At 64.8% G+C, this 17914-nt stretch carries 18 protein-coding genes; 10 read left to right on the forward strand and 8 right to left on the reverse strand.

Annotated elements, in window-relative coordinates; genetic code table 11:
* Positions 1 to 274: 274 nt before the first annotated feature.
* The 3 genes from ABIB99_RS22430 (at position 275) to ABIB99_RS22440 (ending at position 2809) form a co-directional block, all read left to right on the forward strand.
* Positions 275 to 1135: an alpha/beta fold hydrolase gene (locus tag ABIB99_RS22430; protein WP_063982761.1), complete on the forward strand. Its 861-nt coding sequence runs from the start codon at positions 275 to 277 to the stop codon at positions 1133 to 1135.
* 145 nt (positions 1136 to 1280) lie between these two features.
* Entirely contained in the window at positions 1281 to 2024 is a 744-nt protein-coding gene (locus ABIB99_RS22435) for a vWA domain-containing protein (RefSeq protein WP_063982762.1), read from the forward strand.
* Between the two features lie 59 nt (positions 2025 to 2083).
* Positions 2084 to 2809, forward strand: coding sequence for a DnaJ domain-containing protein (locus ABIB99_RS22440; RefSeq protein WP_354177577.1), 726 nt, complete (start codon positions 2084 to 2086; stop codon positions 2807 to 2809).
* Between the two features lie 218 nt (positions 2810 to 3027).
* On the opposite strand, the gene ABIB99_RS22445 is transcribed toward ABIB99_RS22440, so the two are convergent.
* Positions 3028 to 4878: a serine hydrolase gene (locus tag ABIB99_RS22445; RefSeq protein ID WP_354177578.1), complete on the reverse strand. Its 1851-nt coding sequence runs from the start codon at positions 4876 to 4878 to the stop codon at positions 3028 to 3030.
* A gap of 389 nt (positions 4879 to 5267) precedes the next feature.
* Between ABIB99_RS22445 and ABIB99_RS22450 the strand changes: the two genes are divergently transcribed.
* Positions 5268 to 5606 (forward strand): phasin family protein, encoded by a 339-nt coding sequence (locus tag ABIB99_RS22450; protein ID WP_014494653.1) that lies wholly within the window; start codon positions 5268 to 5270, stop codon positions 5604 to 5606.
* A gap of 114 nt (positions 5607 to 5720) precedes the next feature.
* Here the strand turns inward: ABIB99_RS22450 and ABIB99_RS22455 are convergent, their stop codons facing one another.
* Complete coding sequence (locus ABIB99_RS22455; protein ID WP_354177579.1) at positions 5721 to 5993, reverse strand: hypothetical protein; 273 nt, start codon at positions 5991 to 5993, stop codon at positions 5721 to 5723.
* 450 nt (positions 5994 to 6443) lie between these two features.
* Between ABIB99_RS22455 and clpS the strand changes: the two genes are divergently transcribed.
* Together clpS and clpA are read left to right on the forward strand one after the other, a co-directional pair.
* Positions 6444 to 6776: an ATP-dependent Clp protease adapter ClpS gene (gene clpS / locus ABIB99_RS22460; RefSeq protein WP_014494655.1), complete on the forward strand. Its 333-nt coding sequence runs from the start codon at positions 6444 to 6446 to the stop codon at positions 6774 to 6776.
* Positions 6777 to 7067: 291 nt separating this feature from the next.
* Positions 7068 to 9482 (forward strand): ATP-dependent Clp protease ATP-binding subunit ClpA, encoded by a 2415-nt coding sequence (gene clpA / locus ABIB99_RS22465; RefSeq protein WP_014494656.1) that lies wholly within the window; start codon positions 7068 to 7070, stop codon positions 9480 to 9482.
* A gap of 71 nt (positions 9483 to 9553) precedes the next feature.
* Here the strand turns inward: clpA and ABIB99_RS22470 are convergent, their stop codons facing one another.
* The 5 genes from ABIB99_RS22470 to ABIB99_RS22490 all read right to left on the reverse strand — a co-directional run bounded on the left by ABIB99_RS22470 (position 9554) and on the right by ABIB99_RS22490 (position 14173).
* On the reverse strand, positions 9554 to 10012 hold the full coding sequence (locus ABIB99_RS22470; protein WP_354177580.1) for a PEGA domain-containing protein: 459 nt from the start codon (positions 10010 to 10012) through the stop codon (positions 9554 to 9556).
* A gap of 122 nt (positions 10013 to 10134) precedes the next feature.
* Positions 10135 to 11556: an MFS transporter gene (locus tag ABIB99_RS22475; RefSeq protein WP_166097124.1), complete on the reverse strand. Its 1422-nt coding sequence runs from the start codon at positions 11554 to 11556 to the stop codon at positions 10135 to 10137.
* A gap of 182 nt (positions 11557 to 11738) precedes the next feature.
* Entirely contained in the window at positions 11739 to 12764 is a 1026-nt protein-coding gene (locus ABIB99_RS22480) for an aldo/keto reductase (RefSeq protein ID WP_085405546.1), read from the reverse strand.
* 116 nt (positions 12765 to 12880) lie between these two features.
* Entirely contained in the window at positions 12881 to 13117 is a 237-nt protein-coding gene (locus tag ABIB99_RS22485; RefSeq protein ID WP_259257235.1) for a hypothetical protein, read from the reverse strand.
* A 99-nt stretch (positions 13118 to 13216) separates the two neighbouring features.
* On the reverse strand, positions 13217 to 14173 hold the full coding sequence (locus ABIB99_RS22490) for an AraC-like ligand-binding domain-containing protein (protein ID WP_135216955.1): 957 nt from the start codon (positions 14171 to 14173) through the stop codon (positions 13217 to 13219).
* Positions 14174 to 14369: 196 nt separating this feature from the next.
* Between ABIB99_RS22490 and ABIB99_RS22495 the strand changes: the two genes are divergently transcribed.
* Positions 14370 to 15386, forward strand: a complete 1017-nt coding sequence (locus ABIB99_RS22495) for a carbon-nitrogen hydrolase family protein (protein WP_354177581.1) — start codon at positions 14370 to 14372, stop codon at positions 15384 to 15386.
* A gap of 28 nt (positions 15387 to 15414) precedes the next feature.
* The gene (locus tag ABIB99_RS22500) at positions 15415 to 16455 is read left to right on the forward strand and encodes a phenylacetaldoxime dehydratase family protein (protein ID WP_354177582.1); all 1041 of its coding nucleotides are present in this window, start codon (positions 15415 to 15417) and stop codon (positions 16453 to 16455) included.
* Here ABIB99_RS22500 and ABIB99_RS22505 read toward each other — a convergent pair.
* Positions 16452 to 17090 (reverse strand): HAD family hydrolase, encoded by a 639-nt coding sequence (locus ABIB99_RS22505; protein ID WP_354177583.1) that lies wholly within the window; start codon positions 17088 to 17090, stop codon positions 16452 to 16454. The genes ABIB99_RS22500 and ABIB99_RS22505 overlap by 4 nt on opposite strands.
* Positions 17091 to 17382: 292 nt before the next feature.
* Here ABIB99_RS22505 and ABIB99_RS22510 point away from each other — a divergent pair, with 292 nt between their 5' ends.
* Both ABIB99_RS22510 and ABIB99_RS22515 read left to right on the forward strand, forming a co-directional pair.
* Positions 17383 to 17577, forward strand: a complete 195-nt coding sequence (locus ABIB99_RS22510; protein ID WP_354177584.1) for a hypothetical protein — start codon at positions 17383 to 17385, stop codon at positions 17575 to 17577.
* Between the two features lie 56 nt (positions 17578 to 17633).
* On the forward strand, positions 17634 to 17882 hold the full coding sequence (locus ABIB99_RS22515; protein ID WP_135216951.1) for a type VI secretion system-associated protein TagO: 249 nt from the start codon (positions 17634 to 17636) through the stop codon (positions 17880 to 17882).
* Positions 17883 to 17914 lie beyond the last annotated feature (32 nt).

Genomic DNA, 17914 nt, shown 5'->3' on the forward strand with positions numbered 1-17914 from the left:
GGCCGTTTCACCCTGTGTTTACCGTGAAATTGAAGCCAATCGAGACCGGTTGCGTCGGATGGTAGCCTGCACCTGACGTAGCCGCCTGAGAACGGGATGCCCAAGAAACGCGTGCGCCGCACAATGAAAGGGCTGAAGGTTCACAATATTTAAGCTTCCTGTCACGCGGCTGTGACATATATTAGGGAATAGGCGACCAGGGGCCGAAGAGCCCCGGAAGAACACGATTTTCAACAGGGATTCAGGCCGCAAGAGCCTGAGGCTGAGGACGAAAATGAAGCGTGGAATTGCCGTTCTGGTTTCGGTTAGTGCCCTCTTCGGCGTCGCCTATGTCACGGCGAGCAAGTGGGCGATCAGGCACGAGACCGTCACCTTCTACGACGCCTCGCGCGACAATCGTCCCGTGCCTGTCGATATCGCGGTTCGCCGCGACAAGGAAATGCAGGCCAATGCCGGCATGATCACGCTGCCGGTTGCCGTGATCAATCACGGCAACACCGTCAAGAATACCGAGTACGGCTTCCTCGCCAACATCTTCGCGGCGCGCGGCTATATGGTCGTAAGCCCGCAGCATGATTTGCCGACCGATCCTCCCATGGTGACCAAGCCCGGTGAGCTCTATGTCGGCCGGTTGCCGCAGATCCTGCGCGGCGTTGCCAACATCCATCTCGCGATGCAGGAGATGAAGAAGGTTCAGCCCAACGCCGATTACGACAGGGTGACGATGGTCGGCCACTCCATGGGCGGCGACATCACGATGTATTTCGCCAAGCAGTATCCCGATGAGGTCAAGAAGGTCGTCACGCTCGACAATCTGCGCGTGCCCTTCGTCACTGCCGGCAAGTTCAAGATCCTGTCCTTCCGTTCGCAGGATCCGCAGTTCAAGACCGACGCGGGTGTCATCCCAACCGATGAGGAATGCGAGAAGGCCGGCATCCAGGTCGTGAAGACCGAATTCCAGCACAACGACATGCGCGACACCGGTCCGGATGCGGCGAAGAACTCGATCCAGAGCATGCTCGACAAGTTCCTGAGCGACGGCGACAGCGCCGTGGCGCCGGTCGATACGCGCTCGGCCCCGCCCAATATCCTGGAGCCCGGTCCGGTCGCTCTGATGGCGCCTGCCAAGAGCTGACACCGACACAGGCTGACACCGACACCGCTCCGATCGTCTGCACGACCTGCAAAGCCTCCGCCGGCATCCGCCCGCGGAGGCTTTGCACATTGACCGGGCCGCAGGCGCTAGCCACATTAGCCGCTCACGCAAGAAGCGAGCAGGGATGTCCGGCGAACCCGTCAAACCGCGTGGCCGTGATGCCGTCTCGAGCCAAACCGGCGGCACGCTGCCTCAAGCCAGCACCGCGGAGGACATCGCCGCGTTCGTCGCCAAGGCGCGTGCGCTGTCGCCGCATGCCCCCGGCGCGAAGGGGCGGCTGATTTTCGCGCTGGATGCGACGATGAGCCGGCAGCCGACCTGGGACATGGCCTGCGCGCTCCAGGCGGACATGTTCCGCGAGGCCGCAGCGATCGGCAGCCTCGACATCCGGCTCGTCTACTATCGCGGCTTGAACGAGTGTCGCGCCACGGGCTGGATCTCCGACAGCGCGAAGCTCGCGACGCTGATGAGCAAGATCGACTGTCGCGGCGGCGACACCCAGATCGGCAAGGTGCTGAGCGACGTGCGGCGCGAGGCGGTCGCTTCGGGCGTGCGTGCGGTCGTCTTCGTCGGCGATGCCATGGAGGAGAAGGTCGACGAGCTCTGCGCCAAGGCCGGCGAGCTCGGCATGCTCAAGGTGCCCGTGTTCGTGTTTCAGGAAGGCGCCGACGCCGTGGCCGAGCAGGCCTTTCGCGAGATCGCGCGGCTGACCGGCGGGGCCTGGTGCCGGTTCGATCCCGGCGCGGCGGCGCAGCTTCGCGAGCTGCTGCGCGCGGCCGCGGCTTATGCCGCCGGCGGCCGCGAGGCGCTGTTGAAACTCGCCAAGAGTGCGAGCGGTGCGGCCAAGCTGATCGGGCAGATGAAGTAGCGGCCCGCGTCGGAGACGGACGCCATGCATTTTGCCGTGAGGGCGACTATATTCCGGCCATGACCCTGATCGCCGGCGCCATCGCCGTTATCACGCTTTATCTGCTGCTCCAGATGTTCCGCTCCGCCAATCCGGCGGTGCTGGCGCGCACCATCAAGTTCGGTGGCGGCGTGGTGGCGCTCGCGGTCGCAGCGTTCACTGGCCTGCGGGGCGAGCTGGCGGTGGCGATCCCGCTCGGGATTTTCGGCGCCGGCCTCCTGGGCTGGACGCCGCTGGCGAATGCCGGCTTCGGCAATATCGGCGGGCTGTTCGGCGGTGGCGCAACGCGCCCGGCCGGACAGGCCTCGCGCGTACGCTCGCAATTCCTGGACATGCGGCTCGACCACGATTCGGGGCAGCTCGCCGGCCAGATCGTCGCCGGTCCTCACGCTGGGCGCGATCTCGAGGAGTTCGATCTCGCTGGCCTGCTGGCGATGGCTCCGGCGTTCGACGCCGAGAGCGTGGCCCTACTTGAAAGCTATCTGGACCGCCGGTTTCCCGCCTGGCGTCAGAACGCGCAGGGCGATGCGGCAGGGCGGCAGCGCCGCACGGCGCCGAGCGGCAAAATGACGGCGGAGGAAGCCTATCAGATCCTTGGCCTGCAGCCGGGCGCGGGGCGCGACGACATCAGCCGGGCGCACAAGTCCCTGATGAAGAAACTCCATCCCGACCAGGGGGGCTCGACGTATCTCGCTGCCCGTGTGAACGAGGCCAAGGATACTCTGCTTCGCACGCATAACGGCTAACTCCGGCACTACGCTACAAACGCCCGTACCGCGTAAGCTCCGCTTGCTCTGTCTGCTGTCGCCCCGATGCCCGCCTTTGTCGGCGTGGTCGATCCCTTGAGTAAAGTTTTAACCGTAAATCCTTGACGAGAGGTTGTCGCGGAACTGGCATCGCCGCATCCCCCAAACAAAAATGCCCGCGCAAGGCGCGGGCATTTTGATTGGAGCGGTACGACAGATCAGTTGCGGACGGTGATGCAGGAGATGTCGGCGCGCTTCAGGGCGCGGCAGACGGCTTCGGCCTGGTCCCGCTCGAGCCCGGCGAAACGGGCCCGGTAAAGCTTGCGATTGTCCTTGGCGAGGACCGGCTCGGTGAACGGGTCGGCCTTGCTGAGCAGGCCGCGGGCCGAGCTGCGGGCGGCGTCGATGCGCTGCTGGGCTTCGTTCTCGCTCTCGAGTGCGCCGACCTGGACGATCCAGCCGCTATGGGTGACGACCGGCTTGGTGGTGGCGCTCATCTGGATCGGCTGCGGCACAGGATCGGCCGAAGCGAGCTTCGCAGCAGCCGGAGTGGGCGCGGCGACCGTTGCGGCCGGCAGCACGCCGAGGATGCCGTTGCCGGTGCCGAAGCCCGCCGGCTGACGGGGCATCTCGGTGCGGGCGAGCTCGGCCTTCGGCGCTTCCGGCTGGCTCGCCATCTCGGGCTTGTTGATGAGATCGGCGCGGGCGACGACGGCGCCGGAGGTCTCCGCGACGTCGGAGCGGGCCGCAATCGTGCTCGTGACCTGCGGTGCGACCTGAGCCGGGGCGGCGGAGGCAACCTTCACAGTGCCGGCCTTGACCTGAACCGTCTTCACCCGGACCGGCTTCATCGGCTCGGACGAGCCGGGGATGATGGAGAGCGGCTGGCTGGAGATCACGCCATTGGTGAGCGGCGCGGGCTCGATCCTGGATTCAGTTGGCCGAACCTCAGGCTTGCTGGTGTCAGGCCTGGCTTGAGCCGGCGGCATCGCGGCGGTCGCGGCCGCCAGCGCCGATAGGCGCGAGGCGAGGCGCTGCGGGGCCGCTTCGGGGGCAGGGGCGGCCGCAGCCTGCTGGACCTGCGGAGCGGGGCGGGCCGGGGTCTCCGATGCATCGGCGACGTCGGTATTGGCATCTGCGCCGTTGCGCTCGGTGACAGCGACGACGGTGTGGGTGGTGGCGCCCTTCTCGAGGTTCTCCGCGAGCAGGTTGCGCATGATGGCGTCGCGCGAGCCGCCGCTGCGGCCGCCGAGCACCACGCCGATCAGGTGGCGGTTGCCGCGACGCATTGAGGTCACGAGGTTGAAGCCGGAGGCGCGGGTGTAGCCGGTCTTGATGCCGTCCACGCCCTCGACGCTGCCGAGCAGGTGGTTGTGGTTGCGGATCGACTGTCCGCGCCAATTGAACGTCGAGGTCGCGAAATAGCGATAGTAGCGCGGGAAGCGCTCCTGGATGGCGCGGCCGAGCGTGGCCTGGTCGCGCGCGGTCGTGACCTGCTCGTCGTTGGGAAGGCCGTTGGCGTTGCGGTAGACCGTCTTGGACATGCCGAGCGAGCGCGCCTTGCGCGTCATCATCTGGGCGAAGTCGTCCTCGTCGCCGCCGATCGCTTCCGCGATCACGACGGCCGCATCGTTGGCGGAGCGGGTGACGAGGCCCTTGATCGCGTCCTCGACGCGGATGGTCTGGCCGGCACGGAGGTTCAGCTTGGTCGGATCCTGATCGGCGGCGTGCTGCGAGACCGGCATCTCAGTGTCGAGCTTCATCCTGCCGGACTCCAGACGCTCGAACAGCAGATAGAGCGTCATGATCTTGGTGAGCGAGGCGGGGTGGCGGATTCCGTCTGGGCTCGTTGCCTGGAGCACGGAGCCGGAATTGCCGTCGACGATGATCGATGCGAATTTCGGGCTGGAGCTGTCGGACACATCGCGCTGCACCCGGTGGTGCGCGTAATTGCGCCGGTGACGCCGTGCCTCGGCAGCATCGGTGAAGATGACTACGGCGGTGACCGTAAGAAGCCCGAAAACGCCAACCCGCGCCAAGCGCGAGGAAGACAAGTTTTTACGAAGCATGAAACCCCGTCCCCGTTTCTGACTTGATCACCGGCCCGTGAGGCGAAATTGTGCCCACTCGACCCGGGATCATTACCTGCTCAGGCTGTCTCTCCGCTGGTGTTCGCTGCGGGAAACGTTGGGCCTGAGCCGCTGTTCTGGCTAAGGTGATGTTCTCGAACGGCTTTTGACCATTCGCGGAAGCTGAACACGTCCAGGGAATCAGGGTAGGGGTCCGCGGTTTCCAAAAGCTTAAGGAACCATTGCGGGAAACCCCGGGAATCTCAGCGATTTGCATCTATTTTTGTGCGCCGCACAAGATTCTTGACTTTTTTGTGCGTTGCACTATTTTTGGGCGGAGTCAGGGAGCCGGGGCTTCCGGACCAAAGCCAGGGAAAAAGGATTCCGAAATGTTCAAGGTTGAAGACTTTCAGAGCTACGGGAAAGAGCAGTTCGAGCAGTGCGTTGCTTCCGCGACCTCGATGCAGCATGGCCTCCAGGCGATCGCCAGCGCGTATGGCGACTACACCAAGAAGTCGTTTGAAGACACCAAGTCCTTCGTCGAGAAGCTTTCCGGCGTGAAGTCGCTGGACAAGGCCGTGGAAGCGCAGACCGACTTCGCCCGTTCCAGCTACGAGACCTTCGTTGCGGAATCGCAGAAGATCGCCGGCCTTTACAGCGACCTCGCCAAGCAGGCGTTCAAGCCGGTCGAGACCATCGTTTCGAAGTTCACCCCGGCTGCCAACTAACGTCCTCTGGAACTCCTGGAATCGAAAAGCCCGGCTGGTTCAGCCGGGCTTTTTTGTCGCGACAGAGATCCGGTTCAGCGCGCCACGCGCAGCTTCGACAGCGACGTACCGGCGTCAACCCCACACGGTCTGACTCGCCGACATCACCGGACAGAACGCGTCGATGCCGCTCGCCTTGGCGTCGTCGCGCAGCTTCTTCCGCCGCGTGTCGATCTGCGAGGCATTGCTGTACCACCAGCGATTCTGCGCATCGAGACCGCCGGCGAGGAGCACGAGGCCACTGAGCTGATCGACCAGGTTCTTCGCGGCCGTCTGCATCGCCGACATCTTGCCGTCCTGGGCCATCGAGCCGGCGTTGTCGAGCAGCATGGCGACGCGCATACGCACCAGGGGCCACGCGATCGAACGGCAGCTCGATTGGACCGTAGAAAACCGGAGGTTTCCCGCGAAACCGCCGCTGCCGCTTAACGGCCGGATTCCTGGTGAAGATGTTCTAAACGGTGCCGGCCGAAACTTTTGTCAAATCGGTCCGGATTGACTAACCTTGGTCAGGATCGCCGGACCGGGAATCGGGACTGCCTCGACCATTTTGGCCAGACCGTTGCACGCTTGCGGCGAGCCGGGGGCGGGCCCATATTCCCTACAATCGAGCCGGGCTTGACCGGACCGGTTGGAAGCGGTGATCCAACAAGGCGGCGCGCCCGTGCAAAGCTCCGAAGGGCGGGGCCGCGCGGCTGACCGTCACTCGCTTCCGTGGGGAATTTGAACGCCTGAGCCATGCCGCACCTGACTTTCAGACTAGACCTGTCCGCGCAAGCCGCTGCCCACGCTCCTCGTATGAGCAATGACGAGAACCGTTCGGGCGGACCGACGGGGCCGAATACGTCTGTCATCACCAAGGTCAAGCCGAAGACCAAGCGGCCGAACCTGTATCGTGTGCTGATCCTGAACGACGACTACACGCCGATGGAATTCGTCGTCCATGTGCTGGAGAAGTTCTTCCAGAAGGACATCGAGGCCGCGACCAAGATCATGCTGCATGTCCATCATCACGGCATCGGCGAGTGCGGCGTATTCACCTACGAGATCGCCGAGACCAAGGTGACGCAGGTGATGGACTTCGCCCGCAAGCACCAGCATCCGCTGCAATGCGTGATGGAAAAGAAATAACTGCGCGTTCACATCCAGAGTTATTTAGATCGGTTCTGGTCGCGCGGTATGTGACGGCAGCACATCCTGCTGCGTGATCCCGCGAAAATCAGCGGCGTCAATCCTGCCCAAATGGGTAGTTCTGCCCAAATCGGAACGGGTTTTGCATCGAGCATGCCGTGGGCGCGTAATGCCCATTTGAGTCGCGGAACCGGTCTTTCGCCGCGGTCTTGTATAACTATATGTGACAAAGGTTGTTGTTGCCTGACCGGGCGATGGCGATCATGATGGTGGGGGCCATAGAGGACGCGAATGCCGACTTTTTCCCAAAGCCTTGAACAATCCCTGCATCGTGCGCTGGCGATCGCAAACGAGCGTCATCACCAGTACGCGACGCTCGAGCATCTCTTGCTCTCCCTGATCGACGACTCCGATGCAGCCGCCGTCATGCGCGCCTGTAGCGTCGATCTCGACAAGCTCCGCACGAGCCTCGTCAATTACCTTGAAACCGAATTCGAGAATCTGGTGACGGATGGCGCCGACGACGCCAAGCCGACCGCCGGTTTCCAGCGCGTGATCCAGCGCGCGGTGATCCATGTGCAGTCGTCCGGTCGCGAAGAGGTGACCGGCGCCAACGTGCTGATCGCGATCTTCGCCGAGCGCGAGAGCCATGCCGCGTACTTCCTGCAGGAGCAGGACATGACGCGCTATGACGCCGTCAACTACATCAGCCACGGCATCGCCAAGCGGCCGGGCGTCTCCGAGGCGCGGCCGGTGCGCGGCGTCGACGAAGAGACCGAGGCAAAGGGTACCGAGGACGCCAAGAAGAAGGGCGAAGCGCTCGAGACCTATTGCGTCAACCTCAACAAGAAGGCGCGCGACGGCAAGATCGATCCGGTGATCGGACGCAATTCCGAGATCAACCGAGCGATCCAGGTGCTGTGCCGCCGGCAGAAGAACAATCCGCTGTTCGTGGGCGAGGCCGGCGTCGGCAAGACCGCGATCGCGGAGGGCCTCGCCAAGCGCATCGTCGACAGCGAGGTGCCGGAGGTTCTTGCGGCTGCGACCGTGTTCTCGCTCGACATGGGCACGCTGCTCGCGGGCACGCGCTATCGTGGCGACTTCGAGGAGCGCCTGAAGCAGGTGCTGAAGGAGCTCGAAGCTCATCCCAACGCCATCCTGTTCATCGACGAGATCCACACCGTGATCGGTGCGGGCGCGACGTCGGGCGGGGCGATGGATGCGTCGAACCTGCTCAAGCCGGCGCTTGCCTCGGGCACGATCCGCTGCATGGGCTCGACCACCTACAAGGAATACCGCCAGCACTTCGAGAAGGACCGCGCGCTGGTGCGGCGCTTCCAGAAGATCGACATCAACGAGCCGACGGTCGAGGACGCGATCGCGATCCTCAAGGGCCTCAAGCCTTACTTCGAGGACTACCACCGGCTGAAGTACACCAACGAGGCGATCGAGGCTGCGGTGCAGCTCTCCTCGCGCTACATCCACGACCGCAAGCTGCCCGACAAGGCGATCGACGTGATCGACGAGTCCGGCGCGGCGCAGATGCTGGTGGCCGAGAACAAGCGCAAGAAGACCATCGGCATCAAGGAGATCGAGACCACCATCGCGTCGATGGCGCGGATCCCGCCGAAGAGCGTGTCGAAGGACGATGCCGAGGTGCTCAAGCATCTCGAGCAGACCCTGAAGCGCACCGTGTTCGGCCAGGACAAGGCGATCGAGTCGCTTGCCGCTTCGATCAAGCTGGCGCGCGCCGGCCTGCGCGAGCCGGAGAAGCCGATCGGCTGCTATCTGTTCTCGGGTCCGACCGGCGTCGGCAAGACCGAAGTCGCAAAGCAGCTGGCGGCGTCGCTCGGCGTCGAGCTGTTGCGCTTCGACATGTCCGAATACATGGAGCGTCACACCGTGTCGCGCCTGATCGGCGCGCCTCCCGGCTATGTCGGCTTCGACCAGGGTGGCCTGCTCACCGACGGCGTCGATCAGCATCCGCATTGCGTGGTTCTGCTCGACGAAATCGAGAAGGCGCATCCCGACCTCTACAACGTGCTGCTCCAGATCATGGATCACGGCCGGCTCACCGACCACAACGGCAAGCAGGTCAACTTCCGCAACGTGATCCTGATCATGACCACGAACGCAGGTGCTTCGGATCTCGCCAAGCAGGCGTTCGGCTTCACGCGCTCGAAGCGGGAAGGCGACGACCACGAGGCGATCAACCGGCAGTTCGCGCCGGAATTCCGCAACCGTCTCGATGCCATCGTCTCGTTCGGCCATCTCAGCGTCGAGGTGATCGGTACGGTCGTGGAGAAGTTCGTGCTTCAGCTCGAGGCTCAGCTCGGCGATCGCGACGTCACCATCGAACTGTCCGAGCCCGCCAAGACCTGGCTGGTCCAGCATGGTTACGACGAGCAGATGGGCGCGCGGCCCATGGCCCGCGTCATCCAGGAGCACATCAAGAAGCCGCTGGCTGACGAGGTGCTGTTCGGCAAGCTCAAGGGTGGCGGCCACGTCCGCGTCGTCCTGGTCAAGGACGAGGCCGACGAGACCAAGGACAAGATCGGGTTCGAGTTCCTCGACGGTCCGATCACGCCGAAGCAGGAGAAGCTGCCCGGCGCCCGCAAGCGTCCGCCGGGCAAGTCTAAGCCGGGCGGTGGTGGCTCCGGCGGCTCGAAGGGGCCGACCTCGAAGGGCCCGCTGGTCAAGGCTTGATTGCGAGCGACATGAAATGAGAAGGCCGGCTGAAAAGCCGGCCTTTTTGTTTGCGTGGCAGTTGCGAGGCGCTAGGTGCCGGTGTCAGGCGCAGGCGCCGCCGGCGGCCGCGGCTTCTTCGGCGCGGGTGGCCGCGCGCGGGCAGGAGCTGACGGCTGCATGGTCACGATGACAGGGTTTGGCTTGTGATCGGTTGCCGCCCCGGTGGCAGCATCGACGCCCATGCCGACGACACCGCCGAGCAAAAGATTTCCGGCGAAGCCGGCGGCCCCGGAGGTCGGTATGTCCCGGCTGAGCGGCACGATCTGCGGTTCATAGCCATCCTTCTGGAAGGTGATCGAAATGTCGGCGTTCCGCTTGACGACCACGGAGCACGGCGTCGTGCAGGTGGTCGGAACTTCCATACCGCTGACGACGGCTTCCACGCCCGACGGTGTCGATGAGATGCTGATATTTTCGGTCGTGCCACGCGTAACAGACGCGCAGCCGCCCAGCATGACGCTGAGCGCCACAATTCCAAATGAACGCATGAAATGCCCCTTATTCCCCGCGTCAATGAAGCGCAACCGGAGCGGGAGGGCAATACGTCATTGGTCCAGATAGTTAAGCCACGCACAAGTTGCGCCCGAGGACGGCAGAACCTGGGCGTGAGCTATTCGCCGCGCAGGCGCTGGTCGTCCTGTACCCGGACGTGCTCGGCGCCGCGCGCGCCCGCGGGCGACAGCCGCAGCATGCTCAGCACTGCACCGCACAGCGCAAATCCGACGCCGACAAGAAGCGCGATCCTGGTTCCCTCGGTCGGATAGCGGCCGAGCAGCAGCGCCACCAGCGCCGCGCCGGTGGTCTGGCCGAGCAGGCGCGCCGTGCCCAGCATGCCGCTGGCGCCGCCGGCGCGCTCGCGCGGGGCGGCCGCGATCATGGTGCGGTTGTTGGGGGTCTGGAACAGGCCGAAGCCGGCCCCCGCCAGCGCCATCCGCCAGATCACGTCGAGCGGTGTCGGGCTTGCAGGCAGGAAGGCGAGTGCGCCGAGGCCGCAGGCAAACAGCGTGAGCCCGATGCCGCCGAGCAGGCCGGCCGGATAATGCTCGACCAGGCGGCCGGCGAGCGGGGCTGCGAACGCCACCGCGATCGGCCATGGCGTGATCAGCAGGCCCATATGCACCGCCGAATAGCCGAAGCGGCTCTGGAGGTAGAAGGGGATCGCGACGAAGGCCAGCATCTGTCCGCAGAACGAGGCGATCGAGGTCGCGATCGACAGCGCGAACACCGGGATGCGCAACAGGTCGACCGGCAGCAGCGGCGAGGTCATGTGGGTTTCGCGGTAGATCAGCAGCGCGCCTGCGACGATGGCGATGGCGAATTGAACGAGACAGGTGATGGCGGCCTCGCCATGACCGACGCTGTCGACGGCCGCGATGCCGACGCCGAAGGTGATCGCGGACAGGCCTGCGCTCTGCCAGTCGAAGGAGCGGCTGGCGGGTTTTGTGTGCGGCAGGCTACGCAGGCCGAGCACCAGCGTCACTGCACCCAGTGGGACGTTGATGGCGAACAGCCAGGGCCAGGTTCCGACCGCCAGGATGCCCGCGGCGAGCGTCGGGCCGACCGCGGCCGAGAAGGCGACGACGAGCGCGTTGATCCCGATGCCGCGGCCGAGCTGGCTGCGCGGATAGGTGAAGCGCACCAGCGCCGCGTTGACGCTCATGATGCCGGCGGCGCCAAAACCCTGGATGATGCGCGCGATCGTCAGCAGCGGTAGCGTATGCGCCAGCGCGCAGAAGGCAGATGCGAGCGTGAACAGTACGAGCCCGGCCAGATAGACGCGGCGATAGCCGACGATCTCGCCGAGCGACGCCAGCGGCAGCAGCGAGATCGTGATCGCGAGCTGGTAGCCATTGACGATCCAGATCGAGAAGGCCGGGCTCGCGTCGAGGTCGGCTGCGATCGTCGGCAGCGCCACGTTGGCGATGGCGCTGTCGACGACCGCCATGATGATGCCGAGCGCAATCGTCAGCACCGCCTGGTTGCGCTGCGGCTGCGGCAGGCCGTCGGCATGCTCGATCGGGGCAGACGACATGATGGAGGCGCGCCTGATTGGAGCCGTGAGTCATCTCCGGATTAGGAAATTGCAGGATGGATCGCAACCCGGCAGGACCCGGACGGTTCCTGTGCCGGAAGCAGGCCTTCCGGCACAGGAAAACGGGTCGGGACCGCTTTCGCGAGGGCTCGGGAGCCGAGCGGTCGGGCAGTTGGCCGTCTCTACACCGCCGGCGGATTGCGGTCGGTGAAGGTGGTGCGCTGGTGCCAGTAGGGATAGGGCAAGGTCACCTTGCTTGCGGCATCGAGCTTTGCGATCTGGTCCTTGGTCAATGTCCAGCCGACCGCGCCGAGATTTTCGCGCAGCTGCGTCTCGTTGCGCGCGCCGATGATCAGCGTCGAGACCGTCGGACGCTGGAGCAGCCAGTTGAGCGCGATCTGGGAGACGCTCTTGCCCGTCTCCTTGGCGACCTCGTCGATCGCCTCGACGACGCGATAGACGTGCTCATCGGGCACGGGCGGGCCGAAATCGGCGGTCTTGGGCAGGCGACTGACCTCGGGCTTAGGTTGACCCCGTCGGATTTTTCCGGTGAGGCGCCCCCATCCGAGCGGTGACCAGACCACAGCGCCCAGCCCCTGGTCCACGCCGAGCGGCATCAGCTCCCATTCGTAGTCGCGCCCGATTAGGGAATAGTAGGTCTGGTTCGCGACATAGCGTGGGAAGCCATGCTTGTCGGCAACCGAGAGCGACTTCATCAGGTGCCAGCCCGAAAAGTTGGAGACGCCGACGTAGCGGATCTTGCCGGCGCGCACGAGCACGTCGAGAGTCGCAAGCACCTCTTCAGGCGGGGTGAAGGCGTCGAAGCCGTGAAGCTGGAACAGGTCGATGTAATCGGTGCCGAGCCGGCTCAGAGAACCGTCGATGGCCGCGAGCAGATGCTGCCGCGACGAGCCGATGTCGTTGGGCCCATCGCCGAAGCGGAAGGTGGCCTTGGTCGAGATCAGAACCTTGTCGCGGCGGCCCTTGATGGCCTCGCCGAGGACGCGCTCGGATTCGCCGAGCGAATAGACGTTGGCGGTGTCGAACATCGACACCCCGGCATCGAGGCAGATATCCAGAAGGCGCCGCGCCTCGGCCGCGTCCGTCGTACCCCACGCAGCAAGGCGGCCGACGCCGCCGAAGGTGCCTGTTCCCAGGCTCAAAGCGGGCACCATGAGGCCGGATCGGCCCAAGCGTCGGTATTCCATCGATATGCTCCTCGGCTGGCCGCTGGTTGATCGATGCGGCCTTGGGGCGCGATGTTAATGCAAGCGCGGGCCGCGTCCTATCACGTGCTCACATACCGGCCTTGCTCGGGAATGGCCTAGTCGTGCAGACGCATGTCATCGAATGCTGCATCGGCAAGGCGCGCGCCTGGCGTCTTCACCGATGACTGAACCTCGATCCTGGTTGCGGGCGAGGGGAAGCAGGCGGCTTCGCCGTCACGCGCCTGCCGCGGCAGCAGCGTCAGGCCCCAGCCCACCAGGACCAGCACCGCGAGCCTGATCGCGATCACACCCAGCAACAGCTCCGATCCGCTTATGGTGGCGTGAGTCCTCATGCACGCCAGCCTGATGCGCGCAGCCGGACAAGGCAATCTGGAATTGACGAGCCTTGCCTTCGCCTGCAGCGAAGGCTCGAGGTGATAGCTGGCTGGATGTCAGTGCCGCAACTGGCTCTGCCTGAAGTCGCGTGGCGACATTCCGAAATGCTCGCGGAAAACGCGGCCGAAATGTGAGAGATCGTTGAAGCCCCAGGCGAAGGCGATCTCGCTGACATGGCGATGGGCCAGCACGGGCGAGGCGAGGTCACGCCGGCATTGGGCCAGACGCTCGGCAAGCACGTGGCGCTGGAACGAGGTATCCTCGTCGGCGAGGAGATCGTTCACATAGCGCGGCGAGATGCCGAGTGCAGCCGCGGCCTCCGACAGCGAGAGGTCGGGATCCGCCAAATGAGCGCGGATATGGGCCTTCAAGCGATAGAGCAGGGCGGAGCGGTGGGTGGAGGACGGCAGCGATGTCTTGCCGAGCCGTTCGCTCAGCGCCATCGCGAGCAGATCGACGGCCTGCTCTGACAACGCCGCAGCGTTGTCCGGGGCAAGTCGGTCCGCGCTCTGGCAAAGCCTGAAGATGAAATCATAGGCGAGCCGCTCGAGCGGCACATCGGCGCCGAACGACATCGCGGTGAGCGTCTCGGTGGCGCCGAGCCGGCGCTGCAGCATTTCGCGGGGCACCTTGAAGATGGTCTGCGTGAAGGCGTGGTTGAACTTCAGCTCATAGGGACGCGTCGTGTCGTAGAGCGCGAACTCGCCGGGATGGATCACGGTCTCGCGGCCGTCCTGCACCACGCCTCCATCGCCGCGATTGCCGAGTGCGACCAGGACAAAATCCTGATCCGAACGCGCGATGCGGGACGGTGTCCGGAACACGTGCTGGCGGTCGGAGCAGACCTCGGAGCACACGGCCTTGCCGAGCGGGGCCTGCGTGACCGAGCCGCGAAAGGCGCTGCCGAGGTCGGACTTGCAGTCGAGCCCGACGAAGACGTCGCAGACGATGTCCTGCCACAGCGCCAGCCGCCGGTAGCCGGGGCTGCCGTCTGTCGTGAACTGGATTGGCATCGGCAAGCCTCCCTGTCACATCCAGCAAAACCGCATGTAGGCGCAGATCCAGCCAAGCCGAAGGCAAGTCCCGTACCCGTCGGCGATCCCGGCCAGTCGAGTTTTTGTTCCACTGCGGTCGAGCGCCCGACCGGGTGGCTTGGCCAAATAGACTGCATCGGACGTGGCTTCCGATCAACCGGCAATGGAGGCGGCAATGGGCATCGAACATCCGAAATACAAGGTCGCGGTGGTGCAGGCGGCGCCCGCCTGGCTGGATCTCGACGCCTCGATCGACAAGTCGATCGCGCTGATCAGGGACGCGGCCGAGAAGGGCGCCAAGCTGATCGCCTTTCCCGAGGCCTTCATCCCCGGCTACCCCTGGCATATCTGGATGGACTCGCCGGCCTGGGCGATCGGCCGCGGCTTCGTGCAGCGCTACTTCGACAACTCGCTGTCCTATGACAGTCCGCAGGCCGAGCGGCTGCGCGACGCCGTACGCAAGGCAAAGCTCACCGCCGTGCTCGGCCTGTCCGAGCGCGACGGCGGCAGTCTCTATCTGGCGCAATGGCTGATCGGGCCGGACGGCGAGACTATCGCAAAGCGCCGCAAGCTGCGGCCGACCCATGCCGAGCGCACGGTCTATGGCGAGGGTGACGGCAGCGATCTCGCCGTCCACGCGAGACCAGACATCGGCCGCATCGGCGCATTGTGCTGCTGGGAGCATCTCCAGCCACTGTCGAAATACGCGATGTACGCCCAGAATGAGCAGGTGCATGTCGCGGCCTGGCCGAGCTTCTCGCTCTACGATCCCTTTGCGCCGGCGCTCGGCGCCGAGGTCAACAATGCGGCCTCGCGCGTCTATGCGGTGGAGGGCTCCTGCTTCGTGCTCGCGCCTTGCGCGACAGTCTCGCAGGCCATGATCGATGAGCTCTGCGACCGTCCGGACAAGAATGCGTTGCTGCATGTCGGCGGCGGATTCGCCGCGATCTACGGCCCCGACGGCAGCCAGATCGGCGACAAGCTGGCGCCGGACCAGGAAGGGCTGCTGATTGCCGAGATCGATCTCGGTGCCATCGGTGTTGCCAAGAACGCTGCCGATCCCGCCGGGCATTATTCGCGGCCCGATGTGACGCGGCTCCTGCTCAACAAGAAGCGATACCAGCGCGTCGAGCAGTTCGCGTTGCCGGTGGACACCATTGAGCCCACGGACATCGCGGCGGCGGCGAACTGATCGCCGGGATCAAGGGGAGGGAACGATCATGGAATCCGCAATTCCTCTGCATCTCGAGACCCAGCGCACGCGCCACAGGCGCGTGCCGGACGATTACCAGCCGCCATATCCGTCGTTCGTGGCGCGCTACAAGCCCGCCGTAAGCCGCGTCATGATGGCCTATTTCGGTGTGCAGTATCGCGGCGCGGCGCCGGCGGCTGCGACGGCGGCACTCGCCGAGATCGCGGCGCGGTTTGCTGCCGAGGGCGGGCCTTCGCATTGGGACCGCGCCCGCTACGTCGACCGCGCCGGTTATGAGACCGTCGTGTCGGTTGCCTATTGGGACGACGTCGCGCGCTTCGACGCATGGTTCGCGCCGGCACGCGAGGCGTGGACTTTGAAGGCGCGCGAGGGCATCGGCACCTTCATCGAGGTGCTGCGTCCCACGGTCGCCCGGCACGAGACGCTGTTCTCCTCGCTCGACCGGCCCGAGGGCGTGGCCGCAATCGCCGACGGCATGAGCGGCGAGGTGCAGGAGCACGCCTATTGGGGCGGCATGCGCGATCGCATTCCGCTGTCGCAGACCGATCCGATGACGCCGGGCGGCGCGCCGGAATTGATCCGCGACGGCGCGCGGCTGCGGGTGAAGGCGCATGACAATCTCTGCCTGATCCGCTCCGGGCAGGACTGGAGCGATACGGAGGCATCGGAACGAAAGCTCTACCTCGACGACGTCGAGCCGGTGCTGCGCGAAGGCATGGATTTTCTGCGCGACGACGGGCTAGCCATCGGATGCTATGCCAACCGCTACATGCAGGTACTTTCGGCCGCCGGCAGCGTGAGCGAAAAGTCCTACGGCCAGAGTTGGTGGAAGAGCCTCGCCGCACTTGAGCGCTGGGCGGAGTCGCATCCGACCCACGTCAAGATATTCGGCGCGGCGATGAAATACCTGTCGACGCTCGGGCCGTCGGCAAAGCTACGGCTCTATCACGAGGTCACGGTGGCCGCCGCGGACGAGCAGTTCTTCGAATATCTGAACTGCCATTCGAAGACCGGCATGCTGGCGGCGGTCGAGACCGTCAGCGCCTAGGCTGCGCAGTGGCCGAGCAGTTCGGGATGCGCGGCGCAGATGTGATGCGCGCCGGCATCCCGCAGCTCGGCTTCGCTGCCGTAGCCATAGAGCACGCCGATCGCGGTCAAGCCGTTGGTGCGGGCGCCGATCACGTCGTGACTGCGGTCGCCGATCATGATCGCACTGCCGGGATCGACCTTGGTTTCGTCGAGCGCGTAGCGCAGCAGGTCGCGCTTGTCGACACGCGTGCCGTCGAGCTCGGAGCCGAACACCCGCTCGAAATACGGTTTCAGGCCGAAATGATCGACGATGCGGGTGGCGTAGACCGCGGGCTTGCTGGTGGCGACGAACATACGCTGGCTGGTTGCGGCGATCGTCGTCAACGTGTCGATGATGCCGGCATAGGCCTCGTTCTCGAACAGGCCGATATCGGCAAATCGCTCGCGATAAAGCAGTAGCGCACGGTCGGCGAGCTCGTCGCTTCCGGTGAGCTTCTTCAGGCTGGCGTGCAGGGGCGGCCCGATGCACCAGGTCAGCTCGTCCTCGCTCGGCACGGCAAGGTCGAGCCGCTCCAGCGCGTATTGGATCGAGCGGGTGATCCCGGGCTTCGGGTTGGTCAGCGTGCCGTCGAGATCGAAGAAGATTGTAGCCATGCCAGTCGTGCCCGTGTTGATACCGCCGTTGTTTGACCTAAACGAGACCGCTGCTCAAGGCAACGCCGCCGCGTCGCGCGACGTTTTAAAGCTCGCTATTGGCAGGGCATAAGCGTAGGGTCCTGCGATCACCGCCCTTCCCATGGCATCCATCGGTGACTGAGGGTCACTAGCGCTCCCGCCGAACGAGGAGGAGCGCCCATGCCTCGCTTTAATCTGGCCGACTGGATCGTGCCGCCGGTGATCGTCCCGCTGTTTCTCTTGCTCCTGGTGGCCGCTGCGGCTTTTCTGCATGGATAGGACGCCGCTCCAATATCTGGTGAGCGGACGCGATCAAAGCGGCTATGTCAGCCTGGCCCGCACCACGACGGCCGCCGCTCTGAAGAAGGCGAGGGAGCTGTTGCAGGAAGGCTATCTCGACGTGCGGATATGCACGCCGCAGGGCCGCGTTCTGCTGTCTGACGAGTTCGACCAGTTCGAGGCATGAGGAGCGCGGGGGCGTCAAACGGCGCGCCCGGATTCTCCGCGAGGAAAGATACCCGTATGAAAATGCTTATTGTCGCATTGGCGCTTGGCACATTCGTGCAAAGTGCAGTCGCCAGAGAGCCGGACTGCCGCGCGATCGAAAGCACGAGCGGCCGGCTCGCCTGTTACGACGCCGCGTTTCCGCCGAAAGCGAAGCAACCCACTGCTGCCGAACAAGACGCCGCGCGGGCCGCCTACAAGGACCCCTTCATTGCGGAAGAGGCCAGAACCGCAGCGAAGCTGAAGAATATCTGTCGCGGCTGTTGAGGTTTGCAATCAAGCAGCGCGTGGCAGAGGTG

The sequence above is a fragment of the Bradyrhizobium sp. LA6.1 genome, assembly GCF_040547805.1.
Taxonomy (GTDB): Bacteria; Pseudomonadota; Alphaproteobacteria; order Rhizobiales; family Xanthobacteraceae; genus Bradyrhizobium; species Bradyrhizobium barranii.

What these genes read in the sequence shown, in the direction of transcription:
- ABIB99_RS22430 (WP_063982761.1), top strand. Translation starts at nt 275, where the DNA reads ATGAAGCGTGGAATTGCCGTTCTGGTTTCGGTTAGTGCCCTCTTCGGC.
- ABIB99_RS22435 (WP_063982762.1), top strand. Translation starts at nt 1,281, where the DNA reads ATGTCCGGCGAACCCGTCAAACCGCGTGGCCGTGATGCCGTCTCGAGC.
- ABIB99_RS22440 (WP_354177577.1), top strand. Translation starts at nt 2,084, where the DNA reads ATGACCCTGATCGCCGGCGCCATCGCCGTTATCACGCTTTATCTGCTG.
- ABIB99_RS22445 (WP_354177578.1), bottom strand. Translation starts at nt 4,878, where the DNA reads ATGCTTCGTAAAAACTTGTCTTCCTCGCGCTTGGCGCGGGTTGGCGTT.
- ABIB99_RS22450 (WP_014494653.1), top strand. Translation starts at nt 5,268, where the DNA reads ATGTTCAAGGTTGAAGACTTTCAGAGCTACGGGAAAGAGCAGTTCGAG.
- clpS (WP_014494655.1), top strand. Translation starts at nt 6,444, where the DNA reads ATGAGCAATGACGAGAACCGTTCGGGCGGACCGACGGGGCCGAATACG.
- clpA (WP_014494656.1), top strand. Translation starts at nt 7,068, where the DNA reads ATGCCGACTTTTTCCCAAAGCCTTGAACAATCCCTGCATCGTGCGCTG.
- ABIB99_RS22470 (WP_354177580.1), bottom strand. Translation starts at nt 10,012, where the DNA reads ATGCGTTCATTTGGAATTGTGGCGCTCAGCGTCATGCTGGGCGGCTGC.
- ABIB99_RS22475 (WP_166097124.1), bottom strand. Translation starts at nt 11,556, where the DNA reads ATGTCGTCTGCCCCGATCGAGCATGCCGACGGCCTGCCGCAGCCGCAG.
- ABIB99_RS22480 (WP_085405546.1), bottom strand. Translation starts at nt 12,764, where the DNA reads ATGGAATACCGACGCTTGGGCCGATCCGGCCTCATGGTGCCCGCTTTG.
- ABIB99_RS22485 (WP_259257235.1), bottom strand. Translation starts at nt 13,117, where the DNA reads ATGAGGACTCACGCCACCATAAGCGGATCGGAGCTGTTGCTGGGTGTG.
- ABIB99_RS22490 (WP_135216955.1), bottom strand. Translation starts at nt 14,173, where the DNA reads ATGCCAATCCAGTTCACGACAGACGGCAGCCCCGGCTACCGGCGGCTG.
- ABIB99_RS22495 (WP_354177581.1), top strand. Translation starts at nt 14,370, where the DNA reads ATGGGCATCGAACATCCGAAATACAAGGTCGCGGTGGTGCAGGCGGCG.
- ABIB99_RS22500 (WP_354177582.1), top strand. Translation starts at nt 15,415, where the DNA reads ATGGAATCCGCAATTCCTCTGCATCTCGAGACCCAGCGCACGCGCCAC.
- ABIB99_RS22505 (WP_354177583.1), bottom strand. Translation starts at nt 17,090, where the DNA reads ATGGCTACAATCTTCTTCGATCTCGACGGCACGCTGACCAACCCGAAG.
- ABIB99_RS22510 (WP_354177584.1), top strand. Translation starts at nt 17,383, where the DNA reads ATGGATAGGACGCCGCTCCAATATCTGGTGAGCGGACGCGATCAAAGC.
- ABIB99_RS22515 (WP_135216951.1), top strand. Translation starts at nt 17,634, where the DNA reads ATGAAAATGCTTATTGTCGCATTGGCGCTTGGCACATTCGTGCAAAGT.